The organism is Mesorhizobium escarrei (assembly GCF_935825525.1).
GTDB classification, from domain to species: domain Bacteria; phylum Pseudomonadota; class Alphaproteobacteria; order Rhizobiales; family Rhizobiaceae; genus Mesorhizobium; species Mesorhizobium escarrei.
The window spans coordinates 27,650-47,811 of record NZ_CAKXZT010000152.1 but is presented as its reverse complement, the minus strand read 5'-3'; the positions used below and the strand labels follow the sequence as shown (position 1 = coordinate 47,811).

General features: G+C 62.2%; 19 protein-coding genes and 1 pseudogene. 7 read left to right on the top strand and 13 right to left on the bottom strand.

What is annotated here, in order from left to right:
- The first annotated feature begins 229 nt into the window (after positions 1–229).
- On the top strand, positions 230–832 hold the full coding sequence (locus NMG80_RS27465) for a 5-formyltetrahydrofolate cyclo-ligase (RefSeq protein ID WP_436798702.1): 603 nt from the start codon (positions 230–232) through the stop codon (positions 830–832).
- Here NMG80_RS27465 and NMG80_RS27460 read toward each other — a convergent pair.
- A complete protein-coding gene (locus tag NMG80_RS27460; RefSeq protein WP_023675099.1) occupies positions 829–1,302 on the bottom strand; it encodes an Lrp/AsnC family transcriptional regulator in 474 nt (157 codons plus the stop codon). The genes NMG80_RS27465 and NMG80_RS27460 overlap by 4 nt on opposite strands.
- A 159-nt stretch (positions 1,303–1,461) precedes the next feature.
- Here NMG80_RS27460 and ald point away from each other — a divergent pair, with 159 nt between their 5' ends.
- Both ald and NMG80_RS27450 read left to right on the top strand, forming a co-directional pair.
- Positions 1,462–2,577 carry an alanine dehydrogenase gene (ald, locus tag NMG80_RS27455; RefSeq protein WP_254021010.1) on the top strand — a complete coding sequence of 372 codons (1,116 nt, stop codon included), beginning with the start codon at positions 1,462–1,464 and terminating at the stop codon, positions 2,575–2,577.
- Positions 2,578–2,776: 199 nt separating this feature from the next.
- A complete protein-coding gene (locus NMG80_RS27450; RefSeq protein WP_254021009.1) occupies positions 2,777–4,078 on the top strand; it encodes an outer membrane protein in 1,302 nt (433 codons plus the stop codon).
- 234 nt (positions 4,079–4,312) lie between these two features.
- On the opposite strand, the gene NMG80_RS27445 is transcribed toward NMG80_RS27450, so the two are convergent.
- The 6 genes from NMG80_RS27445 to NMG80_RS27420 form a co-directional block, all read right to left on the bottom strand.
- On the bottom strand, positions 4,313–4,780 hold the full coding sequence (locus tag NMG80_RS27445; protein ID WP_254021008.1) for a DUF1203 domain-containing protein: 468 nt from the start codon (positions 4,778–4,780) through the stop codon (positions 4,313–4,315).
- 77 nt (positions 4,781–4,857) lie between these two features.
- Positions 4,858–5,664, bottom strand: a complete 807-nt coding sequence (gene dapB / locus NMG80_RS27440; protein WP_254021007.1) for a 4-hydroxy-tetrahydrodipicolinate reductase — start codon at positions 5,662–5,664, stop codon at positions 4,858–4,860.
- Positions 5,665–5,779: 115 nt separating this feature from the next.
- Positions 5,780–6,343, bottom strand: coding sequence for a GNAT family N-acetyltransferase (locus NMG80_RS27435; protein WP_254021006.1), 564 nt, complete (start codon positions 6,341–6,343; stop codon positions 5,780–5,782).
- 5 nt (positions 6,344–6,348) lie between these two features.
- A complete protein-coding gene (gene sseA, locus NMG80_RS27430; protein ID WP_254021005.1) occupies positions 6,349–7,200 on the bottom strand; it encodes a 3-mercaptopyruvate sulfurtransferase in 852 nt (283 codons plus the stop codon).
- 51 nt (positions 7,201–7,251) lie between these two features.
- Positions 7,252–7,995 carry an alanyl-tRNA editing protein gene (locus NMG80_RS27425; RefSeq protein ID WP_254021004.1) on the bottom strand — a complete coding sequence of 248 codons (744 nt, stop codon included), beginning with the start codon at positions 7,993–7,995 and terminating at the stop codon, positions 7,252–7,254.
- Positions 7,995–9,029, bottom strand: coding sequence for a cysteine synthase A (locus NMG80_RS27420; protein ID WP_254021003.1), 1,035 nt, complete (start codon positions 9,027–9,029; stop codon positions 7,995–7,997). The genes NMG80_RS27425 and NMG80_RS27420 overlap by 1 nt, the downstream gene beginning before the upstream one ends.
- A gap of 214 nt (positions 9,030–9,243) precedes the next feature.
- On the opposite strand from NMG80_RS27420, the gene NMG80_RS27415 reads away from it, so the two are divergent.
- Together NMG80_RS27415 and NMG80_RS27410 are read left to right on the top strand one after the other, a co-directional pair.
- Positions 9,244–10,065: an SDR family oxidoreductase gene (locus tag NMG80_RS27415; protein ID WP_254021002.1), complete on the top strand. Its 822-nt coding sequence runs from the start codon at positions 9,244–9,246 to the stop codon at positions 10,063–10,065.
- A gap of 96 nt (positions 10,066–10,161) precedes the next feature.
- Positions 10,162–11,136, top strand: coding sequence for an alpha/beta hydrolase (locus NMG80_RS27410; RefSeq protein ID WP_254021001.1), 975 nt, complete (start codon positions 10,162–10,164; stop codon positions 11,134–11,136).
- A gap of 99 nt (positions 11,137–11,235) precedes the next feature.
- On the opposite strand, the gene NMG80_RS27405 is transcribed toward NMG80_RS27410, so the two are convergent.
- From NMG80_RS27405 to NMG80_RS27395, 4 genes and pseudogenes are all read right to left on the bottom strand, one after another.
- Complete coding sequence (locus NMG80_RS27405; protein WP_436798701.1) at positions 11,236–12,639, bottom strand: DEAD/DEAH box helicase; 1,404 nt, start codon at positions 12,637–12,639, stop codon at positions 11,236–11,238.
- A gap of 363 nt (positions 12,640–13,002) precedes the next feature.
- On the bottom strand, positions 13,003–13,215 hold the full coding sequence (locus NMG80_RS27400) for a type II toxin-antitoxin system RelE/ParE family toxin (RefSeq protein WP_436798695.1): 213 nt from the start codon (positions 13,213–13,215) through the stop codon (positions 13,003–13,005).
- A 1-nt stretch (position 13,216) separates the two neighbouring features.
- Positions 13,217–13,291, bottom strand: a pseudogene (locus NMG80_RS38010) (type II toxin-antitoxin system RelE/ParE family toxin); the annotation flags it as partial.
- A 6-nt stretch (positions 13,292–13,297) separates the two neighbouring features.
- Complete coding sequence (locus tag NMG80_RS27395) at positions 13,298–13,534, bottom strand: transcriptional regulator (RefSeq protein ID WP_077377608.1); 237 nt, start codon at positions 13,532–13,534, stop codon at positions 13,298–13,300.
- Positions 13,535–13,891: 357 nt separating this feature from the next.
- On the opposite strand from NMG80_RS27395, the gene NMG80_RS27390 reads away from it, so the two are divergent.
- Positions 13,892–15,424: an acyl-CoA carboxylase subunit beta gene (locus NMG80_RS27390; RefSeq protein WP_254020999.1), complete on the top strand. Its 1,533-nt coding sequence runs from the start codon at positions 13,892–13,894 to the stop codon at positions 15,422–15,424.
- A 7-nt stretch (positions 15,425–15,431) separates the two neighbouring features.
- Positions 15,432–16,502 (top strand): M48 family metallopeptidase, encoded by a 1,071-nt coding sequence (locus tag NMG80_RS27385; RefSeq protein ID WP_254020998.1) that lies wholly within the window; start codon positions 15,432–15,434, stop codon positions 16,500–16,502.
- A gap of 34 nt (positions 16,503–16,536) precedes the next feature.
- On the opposite strand, the gene NMG80_RS27380 is transcribed toward NMG80_RS27385, so the two are convergent.
- Positions 16,537–18,540: a hypothetical protein gene (locus tag NMG80_RS27380; RefSeq protein WP_254020997.1), complete on the bottom strand. Its 2,004-nt coding sequence runs from the start codon at positions 18,538–18,540 to the stop codon at positions 16,537–16,539.
- Positions 18,540–20,069, bottom strand: a complete 1,530-nt coding sequence (locus NMG80_RS27375; RefSeq protein WP_254020996.1) for an NAD(P)H-hydrate dehydratase — start codon at positions 20,067–20,069, stop codon at positions 18,540–18,542. The genes NMG80_RS27380 and NMG80_RS27375 overlap by 1 nt, the downstream gene beginning before the upstream one ends.
- Positions 20,070–20,162 lie beyond the last annotated feature (93 nt).

The window sequence follows — 20,162 nt, the reverse complement described above, 5'->3', positions numbered from 1 at the left end:
GGTTGGCCGCGAGAGCAGGCTGGAGAGCAATTTCGCCACGGCTGATGTAGCTACTTTTGTGCACCGCAACAATATCCGACTTTGCCGACTGCCCGCCCTGAGATGTCGCTGTTGCACATGCCCCCATCCTGCCGCCCGAGTATGATCTCATCGAAGCAGACGACAGGAGAGGAACTTGGATAGCGATCACGACGACGGTCCGGGGCAATATTCCTCGCCACCTTGCTTCATGCACGAGCTCGACCCGGAATTCCGGGCGCCCCTATCCGATTGGAACGACGTGAAACGATGGCGCAAGGCCGAGCGCGAGCGGCTGATTGCGGCCCGCCTCGCTGTCTCGGCTGACGTGCGGACGGCAATGTCGCAGCGCATCGGCGAAAGTCTCGACGCGGTGATCGGCGACATTGCCGGCCGCATGGTCAGCCTCTACTGGCCGTTCCGCGGCGAGCCGGATTTGCGGCCCTGGATGGCTTCCGTCAATGAGCGCGGCGGGAGTACCGCACTGCCCGTTGTCGTGGAAAAAGGCCGCCCGCTTATCTTTCGCGCCTACGCATCGGGCGACCGGCTTGAGAAGGGCGTCTGGAACATCCCGATCCCGGCTGGAGGCGATCCGGTGCTGCCCGACATCGTCATTTCGCCTGTCGTCGGCATCGATCCGAAACAGTATCGGCTGGGCTATGGCGGCGGCTTCTTCGACCGCACGCTGGCGGCGATGCCGTTCAAGCCGCTGGTCATCGGTGTCGGCTACGAACTGCAGCGCATCGCCACCATCTACCCGCAGGCGCATGATATCCCGATGGACCGGGTGGTAACGGAGGCCTTCAAAGCCTAAGCAAGTTCCGGCTTCATCCCGACCGCCGTCCGGTCGACGATCTCGCGCAAGGCGAACGACGAGTTGATCTTCGTCACATGCGGCATCGCCGACAGCCATTCCTTGTGGATGCGCTCATAGTCGACGAGGTCCTTTGCCGCGATGCGCAGGATATAATCGTATTCGCCCGACATCAGGTGGCAGGACAACACGTTCGGGCAGCGCTTTATCGCCGCCTCGAAATCCGACAACGTCTTCTCGAATTGTCCCGACAGCGATATATGCACGATCGCCGTCATCTGGTGGCCAAGAGCAGCATTGGAAAGCCGGGCGTGGTAGCCGCGGATGGTTCCGGATTTCTCCAGATTGTCCAGCCGCCGCGAGCAGGCCGACTGCGACAGGCCGACCTTCTCGGCAAGCGCCGCGTTGGGTATCCGCCCATCCTTCTGCAACGTTTCGAGGATGGCGATATCAATCCTGTCGAGCGGCATTTTTCGGGATTCCTGCGACAATCCAGCTGTTTTGCGCAACGATTATCGAACCCTACGCCATTGCGCAAGCGCATTCGCAAACACCTACGCGACGATTCGTGGTTCACTGTCTCTCAACGGCGAACATGCCCCAAAAGGCTGGATCAGGAGGAGAAGAAGATGCGCGTCGGCTGCCCCCGGGAAATCAAGAACCACGAATACCGCGTCGGCCTGACGCCGGGATCGGTCCGCGAATATGTCGCGCATGGCCACGAAGTGCTGGTCGAGACCGGCGCCGGCGCCGGCATCGGCGCCGACGACAACGCCTATCGCGCCGCCGGCGCCACCATCGCCAAGACGGCCGCCGACGTGTTTGCCAAGTCCGACATGATCGTCAAGGTCAAGGAGCCGCAGCCCAACGAATGGGTCCAACTCCGTGACGGCCAGATCCTCTACACCTATCTCCATCTCGCTCCGGATCCGGAGCAGACCAAGGGCCTGCTGGCCTCGGGCGTGACCGCCATCGCCTACGAGACGGTCACCGACGACCGCGGCGGCCTGCCGCTGCTGGCGCCGATGTCTGAAGTCGCGGGCCGCCTGTCGATCCAGGCCGGCGCTACCGCGCTGCAGAAGGCCAATGGCGGCCGCGGCGTCCTGCTCGGCGGCGTGCCCGGCGTGCTGCCCGGCAAGGTCACTGTGCTCGGCGGCGGCGTCGTCGGCCTGCATGCCGCACGGATGGCGGCCGGCCTTGGCGCCGACGTCACCATCATCGACCGCTCGATCCCGCGCCTGCGCCAGCTCGACGATATCTTCGGCGGCCGTGTCCACACCCGCTACTCGACGGTCGAGGCGCTGGAAGAGGAATGTTTTTCGGCCGACATCGTCGTCGGCGCCGTTCTGATCCCGGGTGCCGCCGCGCCAAAACTCGTTTCGCGCGAAATGCTGTCGGGAATGAAGAAAGGCTCGGTGCTGGTCGATGTCGCCATCGACCAGGGCGGCTGCTTCGAGACTTCGCACGCCACAACTCATGCCGACCCGACCTATGAGGTCGACGGCGTCATTCACTATTGCGTCGCCAACATGCCGGGCGCGGTGCCGGTCACCTCGGCCCAGGCGTTGAACAACGCGACGCTGCGTTACGGCCTGCAGCTTGCCGACAAGGGCCTGAAGGCGCTGGTCGACGATCATCATTTGCGCAACGGCCTCAATGTCCACAAGGGCAAGATCACCAACCGCGCGGTGGCCGAATCACTCGGCTATGAGTTGGTCGAGCCGAAGGCCGTTCTCGCCGCCTGAACCCGCCGCTCAATCCTCTCCCGACAGAGCCGCCGACGCCCCCGGCGGCTTTTTTCCACAAGCAAATTTCACGAATTGCGCTAGGCTGACCGGTTTTACCCGTCATGCTTGCAATGTGTCTTTCCTGTGGCTTTTTTGTTACATCCGCCAGCATGGGCAGGTGCTAGACGGCTGACGGGTTTTTCAAAAGGCACGGGCAATGATCAACAAACGATTCGCAAAATCTCTCCTTCTTGGCGCGGTTTCCGTACTGGCGCTCGGATCGGTTTCTCATGCCGCCGACGCGGTTGTGCCGGTCGTCGAGACGTCGGCCTTCAACTGGAGTGGCATTTATGTCGGCTTTGGCGTTGGCGCCGGCGCCAATGTCCACGAGCTCAGCAGCGATTTCCTTCCCGGCTTCTCATTGAACGGCATTGGTGGTGAAGGCGTATACGGTGAACTGACCGTCGGGTACGACTATATGGTGTCGCCGCGCTTCCTGATCGGCGGACTCCTGGACGCCCATATCGGCAACATTGAAACCACGCTCGATGTAGCTGGATTCGAGGCTTCGGTCCGCGAGACCTACGGTTTCGACGCTGGTCTGCGGGCCGGTTACCTGTTCACGCCGAACACTTTGGGCTATGTGCTCGGCGGCTATTCCTGGCAGAAATACAAACTCGACACCAACGCTGGTTTTGACCTGGATTGGGACCAGAGCGGCTACTTCGTCGGAGCCGGCGTTGAAACGGCCATCAACAGTAACTGGACCATCAAGACAGAATATCGCTATACCCGCTTCGGTACTAATGATGATCTGCTTTCCGATTTCGGTGCGCCGGATGGCGCCCTCAATCTCGACACGTCGCGGCATACGTTCCAGGTCGGGGCCAACTATCGCTTTGGCGCCCAGAATGGCGGCGTCGCCTCTTTTGAAGCGCCTGCCTACAACTGGACCGGCTTCTACGTCGGCGGCGCCGCCGGCGCGGGTGCATCGGTGCATCAGATCGAGGTCCCGCCGCTTGGCGGCCTCGAGTTCAACGGGCTCGGCGGTGAAGGTGTGTTCGGCGAATTGAACGTCGGCTATGACCATGATTTCGGCAGCTGGGTCGCAGGTGTCATGGTGGATGCCCGCTACTCCGGCATGACTTCCGAGCTGGAAGTTCCAGGCGGATCGATCAATCTGGATACCGATTACGGCTTCGATGTGCTTGCCCGCGTCGGTATGAAAGTCAACGAATCGACACTTGCCTATGTGCTCGGCGGTTACAGCTGGCAGCATTTCGATCTGAATGCGTCCTCGCCCATCGGCGACATCCTCGATTGGGACTCCAGCGGATTCTCGGTCGGCGGCGGTCTGGAAACGGCCATGTCCAGCAACGTGACCGTCGGCCTCGAGTACCGCTATTCGCAGTTCTCGGAGAAGGATTTTTCATCGGATCTCGGGCTGCCGGACGACACGCTCACCTCCACGCCTTCGTTCCACACCGTTCGCATCGGTGCGAAATACAAGTTCAACTAATTTTCGAGCCGTCCAGACAGCAGTCAAAGCCCGTCGGTCATCCCGGCGGGCTTTTCTTCGGGTGAAGAAATACTTCGGGTGACGAAAAACGCGGGCAGAAAAAAAGCGGAGCCAAAGCCCCGCTTCCTCTGATATCGAGATCTCCCGCCGGTTCATCCGCGGTCGGCAAATCGATCGACAATCATTCCATAACGCGACATTGCGACAGGCGTGCGACAGCTGCCACCGATCCGGTCACGCGCGCTCGATCCGGCACTGATAGCAATTGTTGCGTGCCGAGCGGACATGCACATAGGCGATGTCGTCGCGCTCGAACAAAATCTCGGCCCGCGTCGCGATAGCGACTGTCGGGATGATGCCGCCGCTGCCGTAGACGATGCGGTCGTCCCCACCGTAGCCGCGCACGATGTAGTCAGTGCTTTCGAGAATTTCGGGAAGCGCCGCGGCTTCGGCAGCGCGCTCGCAGTGCTCGGCATGCAGGAAGATCGGCCCGGTCTCGGCATAAGGCTGCAATTCCGGGAATGGCCGATAAGCCAGGACAAGGTAGGCTTCTCCAGCGGCGACGTTCTTCAGGCAGTGGCGGCAAGGCACGCCGTCGCCGTCGGATATTCTCCGCTCTGGTATCAGGCCGTAGGCGTCCGGCCCGCCGCGCTGCAAGGCTTTGACATTTTCCGTGGGCAATGCTTTGAACTGAATGGCCATGGCGAAATCTCCGGTATCGTCGACCGGAAATTACGCCGCTGCGCCAGTGCCTCCCACCCGATTCCTGCCAATTCGGATCAGTCCATCAGCGCGTCGAGACCGCGCACCAGCCCTGTGATCTCCTGTACCCGCCGGATGGCGAGCAGCGTCCCGGCCACGTAAGGGGCAGCGGACGAGCCGGCGTCGTGGCGGATGGTCAGCCGCTCGTCGGGCAGGCCGAACAGCGCTTCGCAGGACAGGATGTAGGAAGGCAGGCGAAGCGCATGCACCTGCACCCCCTCGCCCGTGCCGACGGCCGCACCGCGCGTTCCCGGCACACCGGAGACCTCCGAGACCGGCCGCGCGGTCGAAGCTCTGCGGACATCGGCCAGCGCTTCGGCAAGCTCGCGCGCCGTGCCGGACGGCGCGTCAGGTTTCCTGGCGCTGGCATAGTCGATGACCTCGACATCCGGCACGTATTTCGCCGCCATCAGGGCAAACCGCTTCATCAGCGTGGCGGTGATCGAAAAATTGCCGGCGGCAATGACGCCGACACGATTGGCGCGGGCTGCAGCGTCGATCTCGCCGAACTCGATCGAACCCAGCCCCGACGTGCCGATCACCACGTGCCGTCCCTTTTCGATGGCCAGCAGCGCATGGTCCTTCACGACATGCGGTTTGGTGTAGTCGACCAACACGTCCGACGGCACCTCCATTGCCTCGGCCAGCAAGGCGGAAACGATGATGCCGTTGGCCGGCATGCCGACCAGCAGGCCGGAATCCTGCCCAGCACCGCTGCGTGACACGGCCGCGGCCAGCTCCATGTCGCCTTGCGCCCCGATCGCCGGTACCAGTGCCTTGCCGACCCAGCCGGTCGCACCGGCCATCACCACACGAATCGCCATCGTTTGATCCTCCCATCGCCATTCGAGCGCCACGCATTCTCTTGGACGCGTGACGAACGCTCCAATAGTTTACCGCCAAGCTGAAGCATTGATGAAATTCAGTTTGCGGAGAAAATCATGGCCGCATGACGCTGGCCGCACGCTCGGCGAAGGTCATTGGATGCACCATCTCCTTCTTTTGCGCGACCGGTTCAAAGCCGAGCTTCTGATAGAGCGGCAATGCCGCCGGATGGTCGAGCGTGCAGGTCTGCACCGTCACCCGCCTTGGTCCGTGCGACCACGCGGCGTCGATCGCCGCACCCAGGAACCAGCGGCCGATGCCTTGCCCGGTGGCGTGCTCCATCATGCCGAAATAGGCAAGTTCCACTTCTCCCGGCAGATGCGGCTTCAGGTCGAAAAAGCCGGCCGGCGAGCCGTCGAGATAGAGCACCCTGATGTCGCGGTCCTCGCGGTGGATGCCTGCAGAAAGCTCGTCGTCGCTCAGCCTCAGCACGTTGACCCAGTGCCATTTGCGGCCCACCCGATCCATCAAATAGCGGTAGAAATGCAGCGGAATGTCCTTGGTTTTCAGCAATGCGATCTGGCGGTTGTACGGCAGCGGCGGCGAATAGGCCGGCGGCGCATGCATTTCGAGAAACGTCACCGTGACCTCGATGTCTTCAAGCGCGCCGTTTTCCATCACAGTCAGTCCTTGCCCGTGACGACGGGCGTATCGCCAAGCCCACCCCATTCGGTCCAGGAACCGTCGTAGAGCCTGTTGTCGGTGTGGCCTAGCGTCTCGAGCGCCAGCGTGATCGCCGCCGCCGTAACGCCTGAGCCGCAAGAGGTGACAACCGGCTTTGACAGGTCGATGCCGGTGTCCTCGATCACCTTGCGCAACCGGTCTTTCGACAGCAGCTCGCCGTCCTCGGCAAGTGCCGAAAACGGCACATTGTGCGCGCCGGGCATATGGCCTGAGCGGACGCCGGCGCGAGGCTCCGGCTCGGTACCGGCAAACCGGCCAGGCGAACGCGCGTCGGCGATCTGGCTTTTTCCGGTCTCGACGATCCGGCGCATGTCGGCCAGGCTGGCGACGCGAGCGGCATCGAAGTCGGCATGGAACACGCAAGGCGCGATCTTCGTCGGCTCCGCCGTAACCGGCCGTCCAGCCGCTTTCCAACGATCGAAGCCACCGTCCAATATGTAGACCTGGAACACCCCCATGACACGGAACATCCACCAGGCGCGCGGCGCCGAGAAGAAGCCCGGGCCGTCATAGACAACGATGGTGTCGTCGGCCGAAATGCCCATGGCGCCGACATATTGGGCGAAATGCTGCGGCGACGGCAGTGTGTGCGGCAGTGGCGAATCAGGATCCGAGATCGCATCCTGATCCAGGAAACGGGCGCCCGGTATGTGCGCGGCGTCATATTCGGCGCGCGCGTCGCGCTTCTGAGCCGGCAAATACCAGGACGCGTCGACGATGGTCAGGCCAGGCTCGCCAAGGCGCTTCTGCAACCAGTCCGCATCGACGGTGAAAGGGCTGTCTTCGGCCATTCTTCTTCTCCTGCCCGCCTTTGACAATCTGTTTATGAGGCCGGCTGTTTATCAGGCCGGCGGCATTGGTCCAAAGCGAATTCGGAAGCGCCGGTTCTCGCGACCCTTCTTCTCGATCTTGCCGATATGGATCTCGCCGACTTCTCCAGTGCTCTTCACATGGGTGCCGCCGCAAGGCTGGCTGTCGATCGAGGCGTTCTCGCCAATGCAGACCAGGCGGATCTTGCCCGTGCCAACGGGTGGCCGAACATTTTTCGATTTCACCAGTCCCGGATTGGCCGCCAGTTCCTCGTCGGTGATCAGCCTGACAAGGACCGGGTGGTCGGCCCGCACCAATTCCATCAGGCGGGCCGTCACATCTTCCCTGGTGAAGCCGGCATCCGGAATATCAAAATCGATACGGCTGTCGTCCTCGGAAACCGAGGCGCCGGTGATCAGGAACGGGCAGACGACGGTAAGCAAATGGCAGGCTGTGTGCATGCGCATCAGCAGATGCCGCCTCTGCCAATTGAGGGCAAGCTTTACCGGCTCACCGACCTCAGGTACCGCCTGCTCGGGCGGCGGCACATGGATGATGTCATCCTTGGTCTCACCGGTGATGGTGGCGGCAACAGCGATCAGGCTGCCATCGGCGCGTTCGAGCGTGCCCGTATCGCCAGGCTGCCCGCCCGACGTGGCATAGAAGATCGTCCGGTCGAGAATGATGCCGCCACGGTCGTTGACGGCGACAACCACGGCATCAGCCGTCCTGAGATAGGCGTCGTCGCGAAACAGGGCATCCGTCCTGTAAGCCATCACGCAACCTCTTCGAACGGCACCGGGATTGTGCTCCGCTGTTCCATCCAGCCCGGCACCGGCAGCTGCTTTTGACGCAGGAATTCCGGGTTGAACAATTTCGACTGATAGCGCGTGCCATAGTCGCAAAGCACGGTCACGATGGTGTGGCCGGGACCCATCTCACGTGCCAGCCGGATCGCGCCGGCAATGTTGATGCCGGTCGAGCCGCCGACACACAGGCCTTCCTCCTGGATCAGGTCGAAGACGATAGGCAGCGCGTCCTCATCCGGAATCTGGAAGGAGAAATCCGGTGTGAACCCTTCCAGATTGGCGGTGACCCGCCCCTGCCCAATGCCTTCGGTGATCGAGCTGCCTTCGGATTTCAGCTCGCCAGTGGTGTAGAAACTATAGAGCGCCGCACCGAGCGGATCGGCGAGCGCGATCTTGACGTCCTTGCTCCTGGCCTTGAGCCCGAAGGCGACGCCGGCCAGCGTTCCGCCGGAGCCGACCGCCGAGACAAAGCCGTCGACCTTGCCGCCGGTCTGGGCCCAGATTTCTTCCGCCGTGGTGCGGGTATGGCCGTCACGGTTGGCGACGTTGTCGAACTGATTGGCCCAGATCGCGCCGTTCGGCTCGGACCGGGCCATCTGCTCAGCCAGACGGCCCGACAGTTTCACATAATTGTTGGGGTTCTTGTAGGGAACGGCAGGCACCTCGATCAGCTCGGCGCCGAGCAATCTGATCGTGTCCTTCTTCTCCTGGCTTTGCGTCTCCGGGATGACGATCACGGTGCGGTAGCCAAGCGCCTTGGCAACCAGCGTCAATCCGATGCCGGTGTTGCCGGCCGTCCCCTCGACGATGATCCCGCCCGGCCTCAAGAGCCCGCGCTGCTCGGCGTCGCGGATGATGAACAGCGCGGCACGGTCCTTGACCGACTGGCCCGGATTCATGAATTCGGCCTTGCCCAGGATCTCGCAGCCGGTTTCTTCCGAGGCTTTGTTGAGGCGGATCAGAGGCGTATTGCCGATCGCTTCGATCACAGAACGGGGCATGGAGATTCCTTTATGCTTGCGGCCGAACCCTAGAAACCCGAAGCTTGGGTTTCAAGGCAAGAATTTGCCTGGTCCAGCGGCATTTCCGGGCTGCAATTTCCTAAAACAGATGTTGCGTTCCGCCAATCATTGAAGCTCACCATTGAAAAGCGCTCTTTTCATCGGATTTCTTCACCGCTAGAGCACAGGCCAACAAAAAGTCGCAGGGCATAGCATGACACTCTATCGGGCCGACCCGAAGCACGGCGTCGCCTGGATTACCGGCGGCAGCAGCGGCATCGGCCGTTCACTGGCCAAGGACCTTGCGGCGCAAGGCTATGTCGTCGCGGTGACGGCGCTCGACGACGATCCGATCGATACGCTGGTTGTCGAGACGGCGCAGATGCCGGGCCACGTCACGGCCTATCCTTGCGACGTCACCGACGAAAAACGTATGGCAAGGACGGTCGCGGCGATCGAGAAGGATCTAGGCCCGATCGTCTTGGCCGTGTTCAATGCCGGGAGCTATATTGCGACCGCCGGCGAAGACCTCACTGTCCGTGGATTTCGCCAGTCATTCGATGTCAATTATTTCGGCATCATCAACGGCCTGGTGCCGGTCATCGAGCGCATGCGCGTCCGCGCGCGCGGCCATATCGTCCTGGTCGGTTCGGTCACTGCCTATTTCGGCTGGCCGACCACGGCCGCCTATGGCGGCACCAAGGCGGCGATCAATATCCTCGCCGAGTCGCTGAAGTACGATTTCGACAAGATGAATGTCCGCATCCAGGTGATAAACCCGGGCTTCGTCGACACCCCGCTGACCGAGAAGAATTTGCTGCCGATGCCCGGGCTGATGCCCGTCAATCGCGCCTCGCGCCGCATGGCGCGCGGCATCAAGTCCGGCGGGTTCGAAGTCACCTTCCCGTGGCGCTTGTGCTGGGGCCTGAAGCTGCTCAGAATCCTGCCGAGACCGTTCTGCCGATGGGTCATCAGCACCGCGACCCGCTGGAAGGCGCGTCCGCTTAATTTCGACCGAAAGCCGCCGAGCGAATAGACCGGCCATCAAAGTTGGTGATCCCGCCGCCAGCGGGACGTCGTTGCCTGTTTGCCATCGTGGCCATAGGTTGAGATTTATTGCATGGAGTCTGCGATGGGGCGACGGATCGTGCTTGCGGTATTGGGTCTCGCAATCATTCTCGTCCTTGCCTACCTCTTTGGCCCGCGCGTCCCAGCCGACACCACGATCCGCTTCGATCCTTCCGTGATCGGCGATGACCCGCAAGCCTATCTGGCACGCAAGGAGGCGGCCTTACCTGATATCCACGACGGGCTGGAAAAAGAAATCATCTGGGCCAATCCGATGGTTCACGCCAGAACGCCGCTGTCGATCGTCTATATCCACGGCTTTTCGGCGTCGAAGGGCGAGGTTCGTCCGCTTCCCGACGGAGTGGCCGACCAGCTCGACGCCAATCTTTACTACACCCGTCTCACCGGCCACGGACAGGGCGGTGCCGCAATGGCGGACGGCAGCGTCAACGCCTGGATCAACGACTATGAGGAAGCGCTCGCCATCGGCCGAGCGATCGGCGACAAGGTGATCGTCATCGCCACCTCGACCGGCGGCTCGCTGGCAGCCTGGGCTGCGACGCAGCCGGGCGCATCGGACGGGGTGGCGGCAATAGCGTTCATCTCGCCGAATTTCGGCGTCAAGGCTTCCGGCGCCGAACTTCTGATCATGCCGTGGGGCCGAGAGATCGCCGAGCTGGTCGCCGGCAAGCAGCGCAGCTTCGTGCCACGCAATGCGCTGCACGAGAAATTCTGGACCTACCGCTATCCGATCGCGGCGACCCTGCCAATGGTGGCGCTGACCGAGCTAGCCTATGGCGCGCCAGTGGAGAAGGCGACCATCCCTGCCCTGTTCATCTTTTCCGATTCGGACAGGATCGTGCGGCCGGACCGCACCCGTGACATCGCCGGGCGCTGGGGCGCGGCGCACGAACTGGTGACGGTCGACGATACCGGCGATCGGGACAATCATGTCATTGCCGGAGACGCGCTGTCGCCAACAACCACAGCTTTCCTCGCGCAGCGCATTGTCGTGTGGGTACAGGCGGTGGCGAAGTAGATCTCAGGCAAAAAAGGCGACCGAAGCATCGCTCCGATCGCCTTTTCAATTGTGAGCAGCCGAGCCGACCCGACAGGCGCGGGCCGGTGCACTATCTGGTTACGCAGCCCGCGCTGCTGGCCGCTTGCCGCCGAAACGACGCTTGTTGTTGCCTTTGAACGCCTTGGCGCCTTCCGGCTTGCGCTCGCCGGCGAAGGCCGGCTTGTCGCCGAAGCGCTTGTTGCCGTTGTTCTGGCCGCCCGGCCGCCTGCCGTCGCGACGACCATTGCGGTCGTTGGCCGGCTCGAAGCTGCGCTCATTCTTTTCGGCAGGATTGCGCTGCGGGTCGGGACTGCCGAGATGATCGGCAACGATCGGCAGCTTGGTGCGGATGATCCGCTCGACCTGATGCAGCTTGCTGTTCTCGGACGGGTCGCAAAGCGTGATGGCGATGCCGTCCATGCCGTTACGACCGGTGCGGCCGATGCGGTGGACATAGCTCTCCGCCTCGTCCGGAAGGTCGAAATTCACCACGTGGCTGATGCCGGGCACGTCGATGCCGCGCGCCGCGATATCAGTCGCCACAAGAATGCGCACCGAACCCTCGCGGAAATCGTTCAGCGCCTTCTGGCGGGCGTTCTGCGACTTGTTGCCGTGGATCACGGCGGCCCTGAAGCCATCGCGCTCGAGGTCCTTGGTCACCCTGTCGGCGCCATGCTTGGTGCGCGAAAAGATGATGACGGACTTCATTGCCTCGTCGGCGAGCATCGTCGCCAGCACCTGGCGCTTCTGCTTGGTGCGGGCAAAGACGACGCCCTGTACGATCTCGGCCGCCGCAGTGCTGTGCGGCGCCACTTCGACGCGGATCGGGTTCTTCAGCAGGCCCTTGGCCAATTCGGCGATTTCGGCCGGCATGGTCGCCGAGAACAGCACCGTCTGACGGTCCGGCGCGGTCGCCCTGGCGATGCGCTTGACGTCGTTGATGAAGCCCATGTCGAGCATGCGGTCGCCTTCGTCCAGCACCAGCCACTTGGTGTCGGCAAGAATGAGGTCGCCCTCACGCACCAGGTCGGTCAGCCGGCCGGGCGTGGCGATCAAAATGTCGACGCCGGGAGCGATCTTCTTCACCTGGCTGAAGCGCGAGACGCCGCCAAGCACGAGTGCTGTCGAGACATGCGCGCCCTTGGCGAGCAGCTTGATCATCTCTTCGATCTGCACGGCGAGCTCACGCGTCGGCGCCAGGATCAGCGCACGAGCGGTCTTCGGCCGGCGCTTGGTGCCGAGCGCGATGATCTTCGACAGGATCGGCAGCGCGAACGCCGCGGTCTTGCCCGAACCGGTCTGGGCGATGCCGAAAATGTCACGGCCTTCCAGCTGCGGCGGGATCGCCTGGGCCTGGATCGGCTTCGGATCGGTAAAGCCTGCGCCATGGGCGGCCTTGAGCAGCGCGCCCGTAATTCCAAGCGCTGCGAAACCCGAAAGCTCCCCAGTGTCTTTACCGGTCAGAGTGTTGTTGCCGGTCAAAGTGTTTTCGTTGGTCAAAATATTCTTCTTTCACGCGGCTCCTGGCCGCAAACATCGATGGCGGCAGGGCGCAACCTGCCGTCGAAAAACTGTCATGAAACGACAAGGCGGGCGGACGCTATCGTCCGCACGGCTGCGCTGTCGTGCCCGCAGGCATCATGCCACGGGGCTTTTTCGCCGCCTTGCCGATATGGTCGGAAAGAGGGAAAACAGACGCAACCAGTCTCATTCGTCGAGAAGGCCGGATAGGTCCCGGCCCAAGCGCCTATGCCGCCGCATATGGCCCAGTTCGCCGCGAAATGCAAGGGCCGCTATATTGCAGCGCAGCGAAAACACTCAAGACGAGCAGCCGTGAACGTCTGCTCAAACTTCTCCCGGCCATTCCCTCGCCCCATGCTGGACGAACAGAACTTCTATTTGAGTGTCTTTCACCCGATACGCGACGACGTAGGGTGTGCCGGAGATCACCAGTTCACGAGTGCCGTTGATCTCGCCGACACGTCCGATAAACGGATTTGGCGGACAACAGCCGAGCAGTCTTTGAATGAATGTCATTGACGAGGCGGGCGGCAGCACGCGGGTTATGCTGGCCGATGTAGTCGCCGATTGATGCAAGCTCGATCAGATAGTGTCGGGTCCAGACAATTCGCACCGACCGCTATGCCTGACCGTATTTGTTGAGAACCGCCGCGATCTCTTCTTCGTTTGCGAAGTCTCCACGGTCGGCGGCCTCGATCCCCGCCTGAACACCGGCGATCCACTTTTCCTGCCACGCCAGAGAACGGCCATGGGACAGCGCGTCCTCAATGATCTGATCGCGAGTCAGGGTTGAGCGCGAGGCCAACATGTCGATCCGGCGGTTCAAATCCTCGGATATTTCTATGCTGTTCTTCATAAGTTCAGTTTGCCATATCCGGCGAATGCCTGCCAAGAAGTTTCGCTGTTGAAGGCTATTCGATCCGCCCCAGAGGCAGATCGTGTCCGCAAGGGGAACATGCTATTCCTCGTTCCGCGCCGTGGAGCCCATTTCCAAATCGCCAATCTCGACATCGAGCGCGGGCGCTGCCCCAGCAAGCGAAGCGGGGGCGGTTGGTAAGCGCACCGTAACAGACGGCCAGCTATGCCCGCCAGCCTATCGAGATCGGCGGCGAAAGCACGGCCAGCTTGCGAAAACAAAGCAGGCCGAAAAGCGGCGCTTGCGCTCGCTTGCCGCCATGATTACCACAAATCAGCTTCTTTTGGGGATCGAGCGATGAAGGACGTGCTGAAGGAACTCGAGCGCCGCCGCGCCATGGCGCGCATGGGCGGCGGCAAGGCCCGTATCGACGCTCAGCACAAGAAGGGCAAACTCACCGCGCGCGAACGCATCGATGTCTTTCTCGACGAAGGCTCGTTCGAGGAGTTCGACATGTATGTCGAGCATCGCTCGACCGATTTCGGCATGGAGAAAACCAAGATCGCCGGCGACGGCGTCGTCACCGGCTGGGGTACCGTCAACGGCCGGCCGGTCTATGTCTTCGCCAAGGACTTTACCGTGTTCGGCGGCTCGCTGTCAGAAGCCCACGCCGAAAAGGTGGTCAAGGTGCAGGAAATGGCGCTGCGCAACCGCGCGCCGATCATCGGCCTCTATGACGCCGGCGGCGCCCGCATCCAGGAAGGCGTGGCAGCACTTGGCGGCTATGCCGAGATCTTCCAGCGCAATGTGCTCGCCTCCGGCGTCATCCCGCAGATTTCACTGATTATGGGTCCTTGCGCCGGCGGCGACGTCTATTCGCCGGCGATGACCGACTTCATCTTCATGGTGCGCGGCACCTCTTACATGTTCGTCACCGGCCCGGACGTGGTGAAGACCGTCACCAACGAGACGGTAACCGCCGAGAGCCTCGGCGGCGCCTTCGTCCACACGACGAAGTCCTCGATCGCCGATGGCGCCTACGACAATGACGTCGAGGCGCTGCTGCAGATGCGCCGACTGGTCGATCTGCTGCCTGCCTCCAACACGGCTGAAATCCCCGAGATCGAATGTTATCAGTCGGTCACCGATCACGATCTGTCGCTCGACCGATTGATCCCCGACAACGCCAATAAACCATACGACATCAAGGAGTTGATCCTTAAAGTTGCCGACGAGGGTGACTTCTTCGAGATCCAGCAGGATTTTGCAAAAAACATCGTCACCGGTTTCGGGCGCGTCGAAGGGCGCACGGTCGGCTTCGTCGCCAACCAGCCGATGGTGCTGGCCGGCGTGCTCGACTCGGACGCCAGCCGCAAGGCGGCGCGGTTCGTACGCTTCTGCGACTGTTTCTCGATTCCGATCGTCACCTTCGTCGACGTTCCAGGCTTCCTGCCCGGTACCGCGCAGGAATATGGCGGGCTGATCAAGCACGGCGCCAAGCTTTTGTTCGCCTATGCCGAAGCGACGGTCCCGAAGATCACCGTCATCACCCGAAAGGCCTATGGCGGCGCTTATGACGTGATGGCGTCAAAGCATCTGCGCGGCGACATGAACTATGCCTGGCCGACCGCGCAGATCGCAGTGATGGGCGCCCGGGGCGCGGTCGAGATCATCTATCGCAAGGACATCGGCGATGCGGGGAAGATCGCAGCGCATACAAAGGCTTACGAGGATCGCTTCCTGTCGCCCTTCGTCGCCGCCGAGCGCGGCTATGTCGACGAGGTGATCATGCCGCATTCGACCCGCCGCCGCATCGCTCGTGCGCTGCGCATGCTGCGCAACAAGGACATGCAGAACCCCTGGAAGAAGCACGACAACATTCCGTTGTGAGGCGCTGATGCCGCGCCTGGTCCTCTACACGGGAGAGCGCTTCGGCAGATTTGCTGTCCTGCTTTTTGTTCTGCCGCTTTTCTGCCCGGTGCTCCTCTGGCTGCTGCTCCTTGACCGGCATCCGCTCGCGGTTATCGCGGGCGTTGTTATTGCCGTACCGGCTGCAATGCTGGCTTTCGTTCTGTTAATTGGAGCATTGTTTGCCGGTTTTCGGCCTAGCAGGGTGGAAGGAATTACTCGGGAATCGGAGACAAAACTGTGGGCAGTGTGGGAAAGCGTTGCCGGCAAACATCGCGCCAGCCGGACGACGATTGTGCTGAGCAGTGACCTGAACGCCAGCATAGGGGAAGAGCGCCCGTTTCTGGGTCTGCTCGGCCGTCGAGCGATCTTGACCGTCGGTATCCCGTTGCTTGCCGTGACCGACGAAAAGGCATTTTCGGCAATCCTTGCTCACGAAAACGCTCATCTGCAAAACAGCGATACAAACGGCGGCCTTAATCTCGCCGAGCTCGACAAAAGCTTCGATTTGATCTTCGAACATGCTCCTCCCGGAAAGACCGTTTCCGGCAGCCTGTTTTACTGGATACTGGCTCCGCTGTCGTACTCTCTGGAACGTGAAGGAATACGGCTATCGCGCCGAGCGGAAATCGATGCCGATCGTCATGCGGCAATGTCAGGCGATTCGTACGAAGCAGCACGCGCCCTGCTCCTGATTGCAGCGGCCGACAAGTTCTTCAATGACCAGGTCTACAATCCGCTAAAGAGTGAGTTGCTTGGCGCGATGGCACCCCCTCGCCCGCCGCTTGATAGAGTTCTGGCCGTGTGCAACGGCATGTCGAGCACGAGCCTCCTTCAAGAATATGCACTGAAGGCCTGGGACGCCCCCGATGACGAGAAGGCGGACCATCCACCATGGTCGGAACGTCTGACTGCTCTTCGATATAGCTCCGTTGCAACGATAGAGCCGGTTTTGGTTCCTGCCCTGTCGAGCCTGCTGAGTAATGAAATCGTCGCAGAGCGGGTTCGCCATTTCGACAGTGAATGGACATCGAAAATCGCCGATTATCTCGATCGGTAGGCGATCCCTCTGGATTGTTGCGAGGAGCTACCGATCATTCCGCTTCCGCCGCGCCGAACCCCGCGCCCATCGTCGCGCGGACGGCGCCCGACCACGGCGTGGCATGATTGTCGATGCGCATCTGGAAGATAAAGTAGGTCGGCGAGCAGAAGCCGACACCTTTCACCTTGCCGATACCAGGCGTATCGGGCGGCAGCGACTGGCACATATAATCCTCCCGGCAGAAATGATCGGCCGAGCAAGCCGGCCGGTTGCCGCGGTTGACCGCGCCGCCAAGGCATTGGTCGAAATTGTTGGTCGCCACGCAAATGTCGAATTTTTTCCCGCCAACCAGCCCGCAGATCTCGTTCGGCATCGGCTTGCCCGGCTTGAAGCCGGCAAAGGCACGGTCTTTGTCGTCGCAGCCGCGATATGCAATGCCGGCCGGCACGCCGATCTTCGGCGGCCGGCAGGTGTAGGCGGTGCGCGAAATGTCGGTCGCGAAGGCTGCGAACTGGCCTGTAATGCTGTAGCGGTCATTGAAAGGCTGCGCCGGGTTGCTGACGATCGAGCCGGTCAGGCATGGATGGCCGGAAAACATCTTTTCGCTGTCTTTGGGCAGCAGGCATTGCGCCAGTTTCGTCCGCACCCCCGACGCACTCGCCAGTGGTCTGCAGACGGTGCCGCCGCCGCATTGCCAGGTCGTGCCGAAGCGGGCCGCATCCTCCGGCATCAAACATGGCATCGCCAGCTCGGCCGGTGCGTAAGCGACCTCGCCGGCGTCTTTCCATGCCGCCGGCGGCGCGAAGGACAGCGGGCGGAGGCGGTTCGGCTGCTTGCCGTCAGCGGCCGCACGCAGCCAGGCTTCGCGCCGCGGCATCTCGGCATGAAGATGCGGCGAGATGCCGACCTCGATGCGGTTCAACGGCGATGTCGTCTTGTCGTCGGGGCCGATGAAATGGAAACCGGCGGTCGAACCCGCCTGATGACAACCCTGGCAGGCACCATTGTCGAGCCGCTCGACCAGCGCTTCCGGCGTGCGCAGCAGCTTCAGCGCGGAATAGTCTAGCCCGGAAAAATCCGCGGGCTGGAACAGCGGCGTGAACGGGTGATTGGCCTGCCTTGCGCTGCCGAAAGTCGACCACGAGATGACTTTCTTCGCCAGGAATTCATCCGGGATTTCGTAGACGCCGAGATCGACCGCCGCGAGATTGGCGCTGATATAGTCGGCAAGTTTTGCTTTCAGAGCGGCGTCTTCCGAGAGCAGCGCCACATCCGGCGTGTTTTCCAGCGGCTTTTCGCTGACCGTCTCACCATCGATGCCAAAAATCCGCATGAGATAGGCGGCCTGCCCGCCGAATTCGGTCTCCTGGCCGGAGGGAAAGCGCACCACCTGGGCGTTGAGCTCGAGCTGCTTGAAGCTCAGCCCGGCCTTTTCAAGCGGCCCGCCGATGAGCCAGCCGATGTCGACGGTCTCGTCGAGCTGCGGCGTCCAGCGTCCGGCAACGCCGACGCAGCCGCCATCGGCGTCCGGCGCGGCGCTATAGATGGCATTGAAACTGAACGGCAAGCGCGAGGCCAGAACCTTGCCATTTTTCTTGAAGCTGTAGGCAAGGCGGTAGATGAAACGCACCTCGCCGCAGCCCCCGTCGCCTCGTATTTCGGCGAAATCACGCCGATCGAGCCGGTTGACGACACCGACCAGCCGGAACCGCGCGGCGTCGGTCTTCAGCCAGCGCATGTCGATGATGCGGCCGACATTGCCGTCGGTGACTTCGTAGAGCGGCCGCCCGCCAGCCTTCATCTCGGCGCGCAGCGCGGCGACATCGCCGGCAATCGTTTCGACGATCTGATGATAGGCCGGCGCCTTGTCATAGAGCGTCTTCAGGTCGCCCTTGCCGTCGAAATCGAAAATGCCGGCGAAATCAAAACCCCTGGCGTCGAGAGCGGCGAGCACGGCCGGATCGTCGACGATCATCAGCGGATTTTCGGCACGCGCGGTGTTCGCCATGAAAGCGGCGACGAAGATTGCGGCAAGCAGCGCGAACCCGCGGTTCATCAAGCAGTTACCTCGTTGCGATTTTCGGCAAGCTCGCGCAGCACCGGCAGCAGCGCCAGCGGCAAGTCTTCAGCGATCAGCCCAGGCCCGAAACGGCTGCCGGCCTCGGCATGGACCCAGACCGCCGCGCAGGCGGCTTCGAAAGCCGGCATGCCTTGCGCCAGGAAGCCGGCAATGACGCCCGACAGCACGTCGCCCGAACCGGCGGTGGCCAGCCATGGCGCGCCGTTGCCGTTGATCGCCGCCCTGCCATCGGGCGCCGCGATCACCGTGTCCGCGCCTTTGTAGACGACGATGGCGCAGACGCGCTCGGCGGCAGACCGCGCCTTGGCCAGCTTTGACAGGTTCTTGTCTCCGGCGATGTCCGGAAACAGCCTGGCGAATTCGCCCTCATGCGGCGTCAGCACCAACGCCGGTGCGTTCGGGCGACGGGCGGCTTCGAACAGAACTTCCGGGGTATCGCGAAACGAGCTGATGCCATCGGCATCGAGCACCAGCCCGTCGACCCTGCCGTCTTGCCGCTCTCCGTTGGCCAGCACGCCGAGGGCAAAATCGCGGGTTTTTTCGCCGACGCCAAATCCGGGTCCGAGGACGAACGCCGATGGCCGGCGGCCGTCGATGAATTCCTGTACGTCCGCGATGCTGTCGGCCTTTTTCAGCATGATCGAAGTCAGATGCGCCGCATTCACCTGCACGGCGTTGGCCGGCGACAGCACGGTCACCGCCCCTGCCCCGCTTCTGGCCGCGGCAAGCGCCGATAGCCGGGCGGCACCCGTCGCCGACGGCCCGCCGGAAAAGACGCCGACATGGCCGCGCCTGTATTTATGCGTGTCGACGGCTGGAATCGGAAAACTTTCTAACCAAAGCGACGGGGCGTTCTCGAAAGTTCGCGGTTGAAGCTGCGCAACGATCTCGTCGCCGATGCCGATGTCGGCAAGCACCAGCTCGCCGCACATCCCGCGCCCCGGCAACAGCAGATGGCCGGGCTTTTTTCGCGCAAACGTCACCGTGATTCGGGCGCGAAATGCCTGGCCGAGAATCTCGCCGCTCTCGCCGGACACGCCTGACGGCAGATCGACCGCGACCACAGGCAGGTTCAGTTCTGTCGCAACCTCGACCGCCCTGGCGGCATCACCGGACAGCGGCTTGGACAGCCCGGCCCCATAAAGCGCATCGACCAGGATCGAACCTTGATCGGCAGCAAATTCCGACAGCGGCCGGGGCCTGACCGGGCATTCCGACGCGGCGAGCGCCGCGTCGCTGCCAGCTTTGGGCGAACCGGATGCCCACAGCAAGACGTCGACGGCGCTATCCCTTAGAAGGCGGGCGACGACATATCCATCGCCGCCATTGTTGCCGGGCCCGCACAGCACGTGGACGCGCCTGGCAGCCGGAAAATGGGCGAGCACCACCGCAGCGACTGCGCCACCTGCATTGCGCATCAGGGCAATGCCGTCGCGTGGTCCGGCGGAAATCGTGAGCCAGTCGGCCTCAGCCATTTCGGCCGGAGACAGAATTTCATTGCTCATGGATGCCGATCCGCATTGGCTCAAGCCGATCCCTGTGGTCAAACCCCGATCCCTGTGGATCAAACATTGTCCAGATTTCGGTTCGAAGCAAAC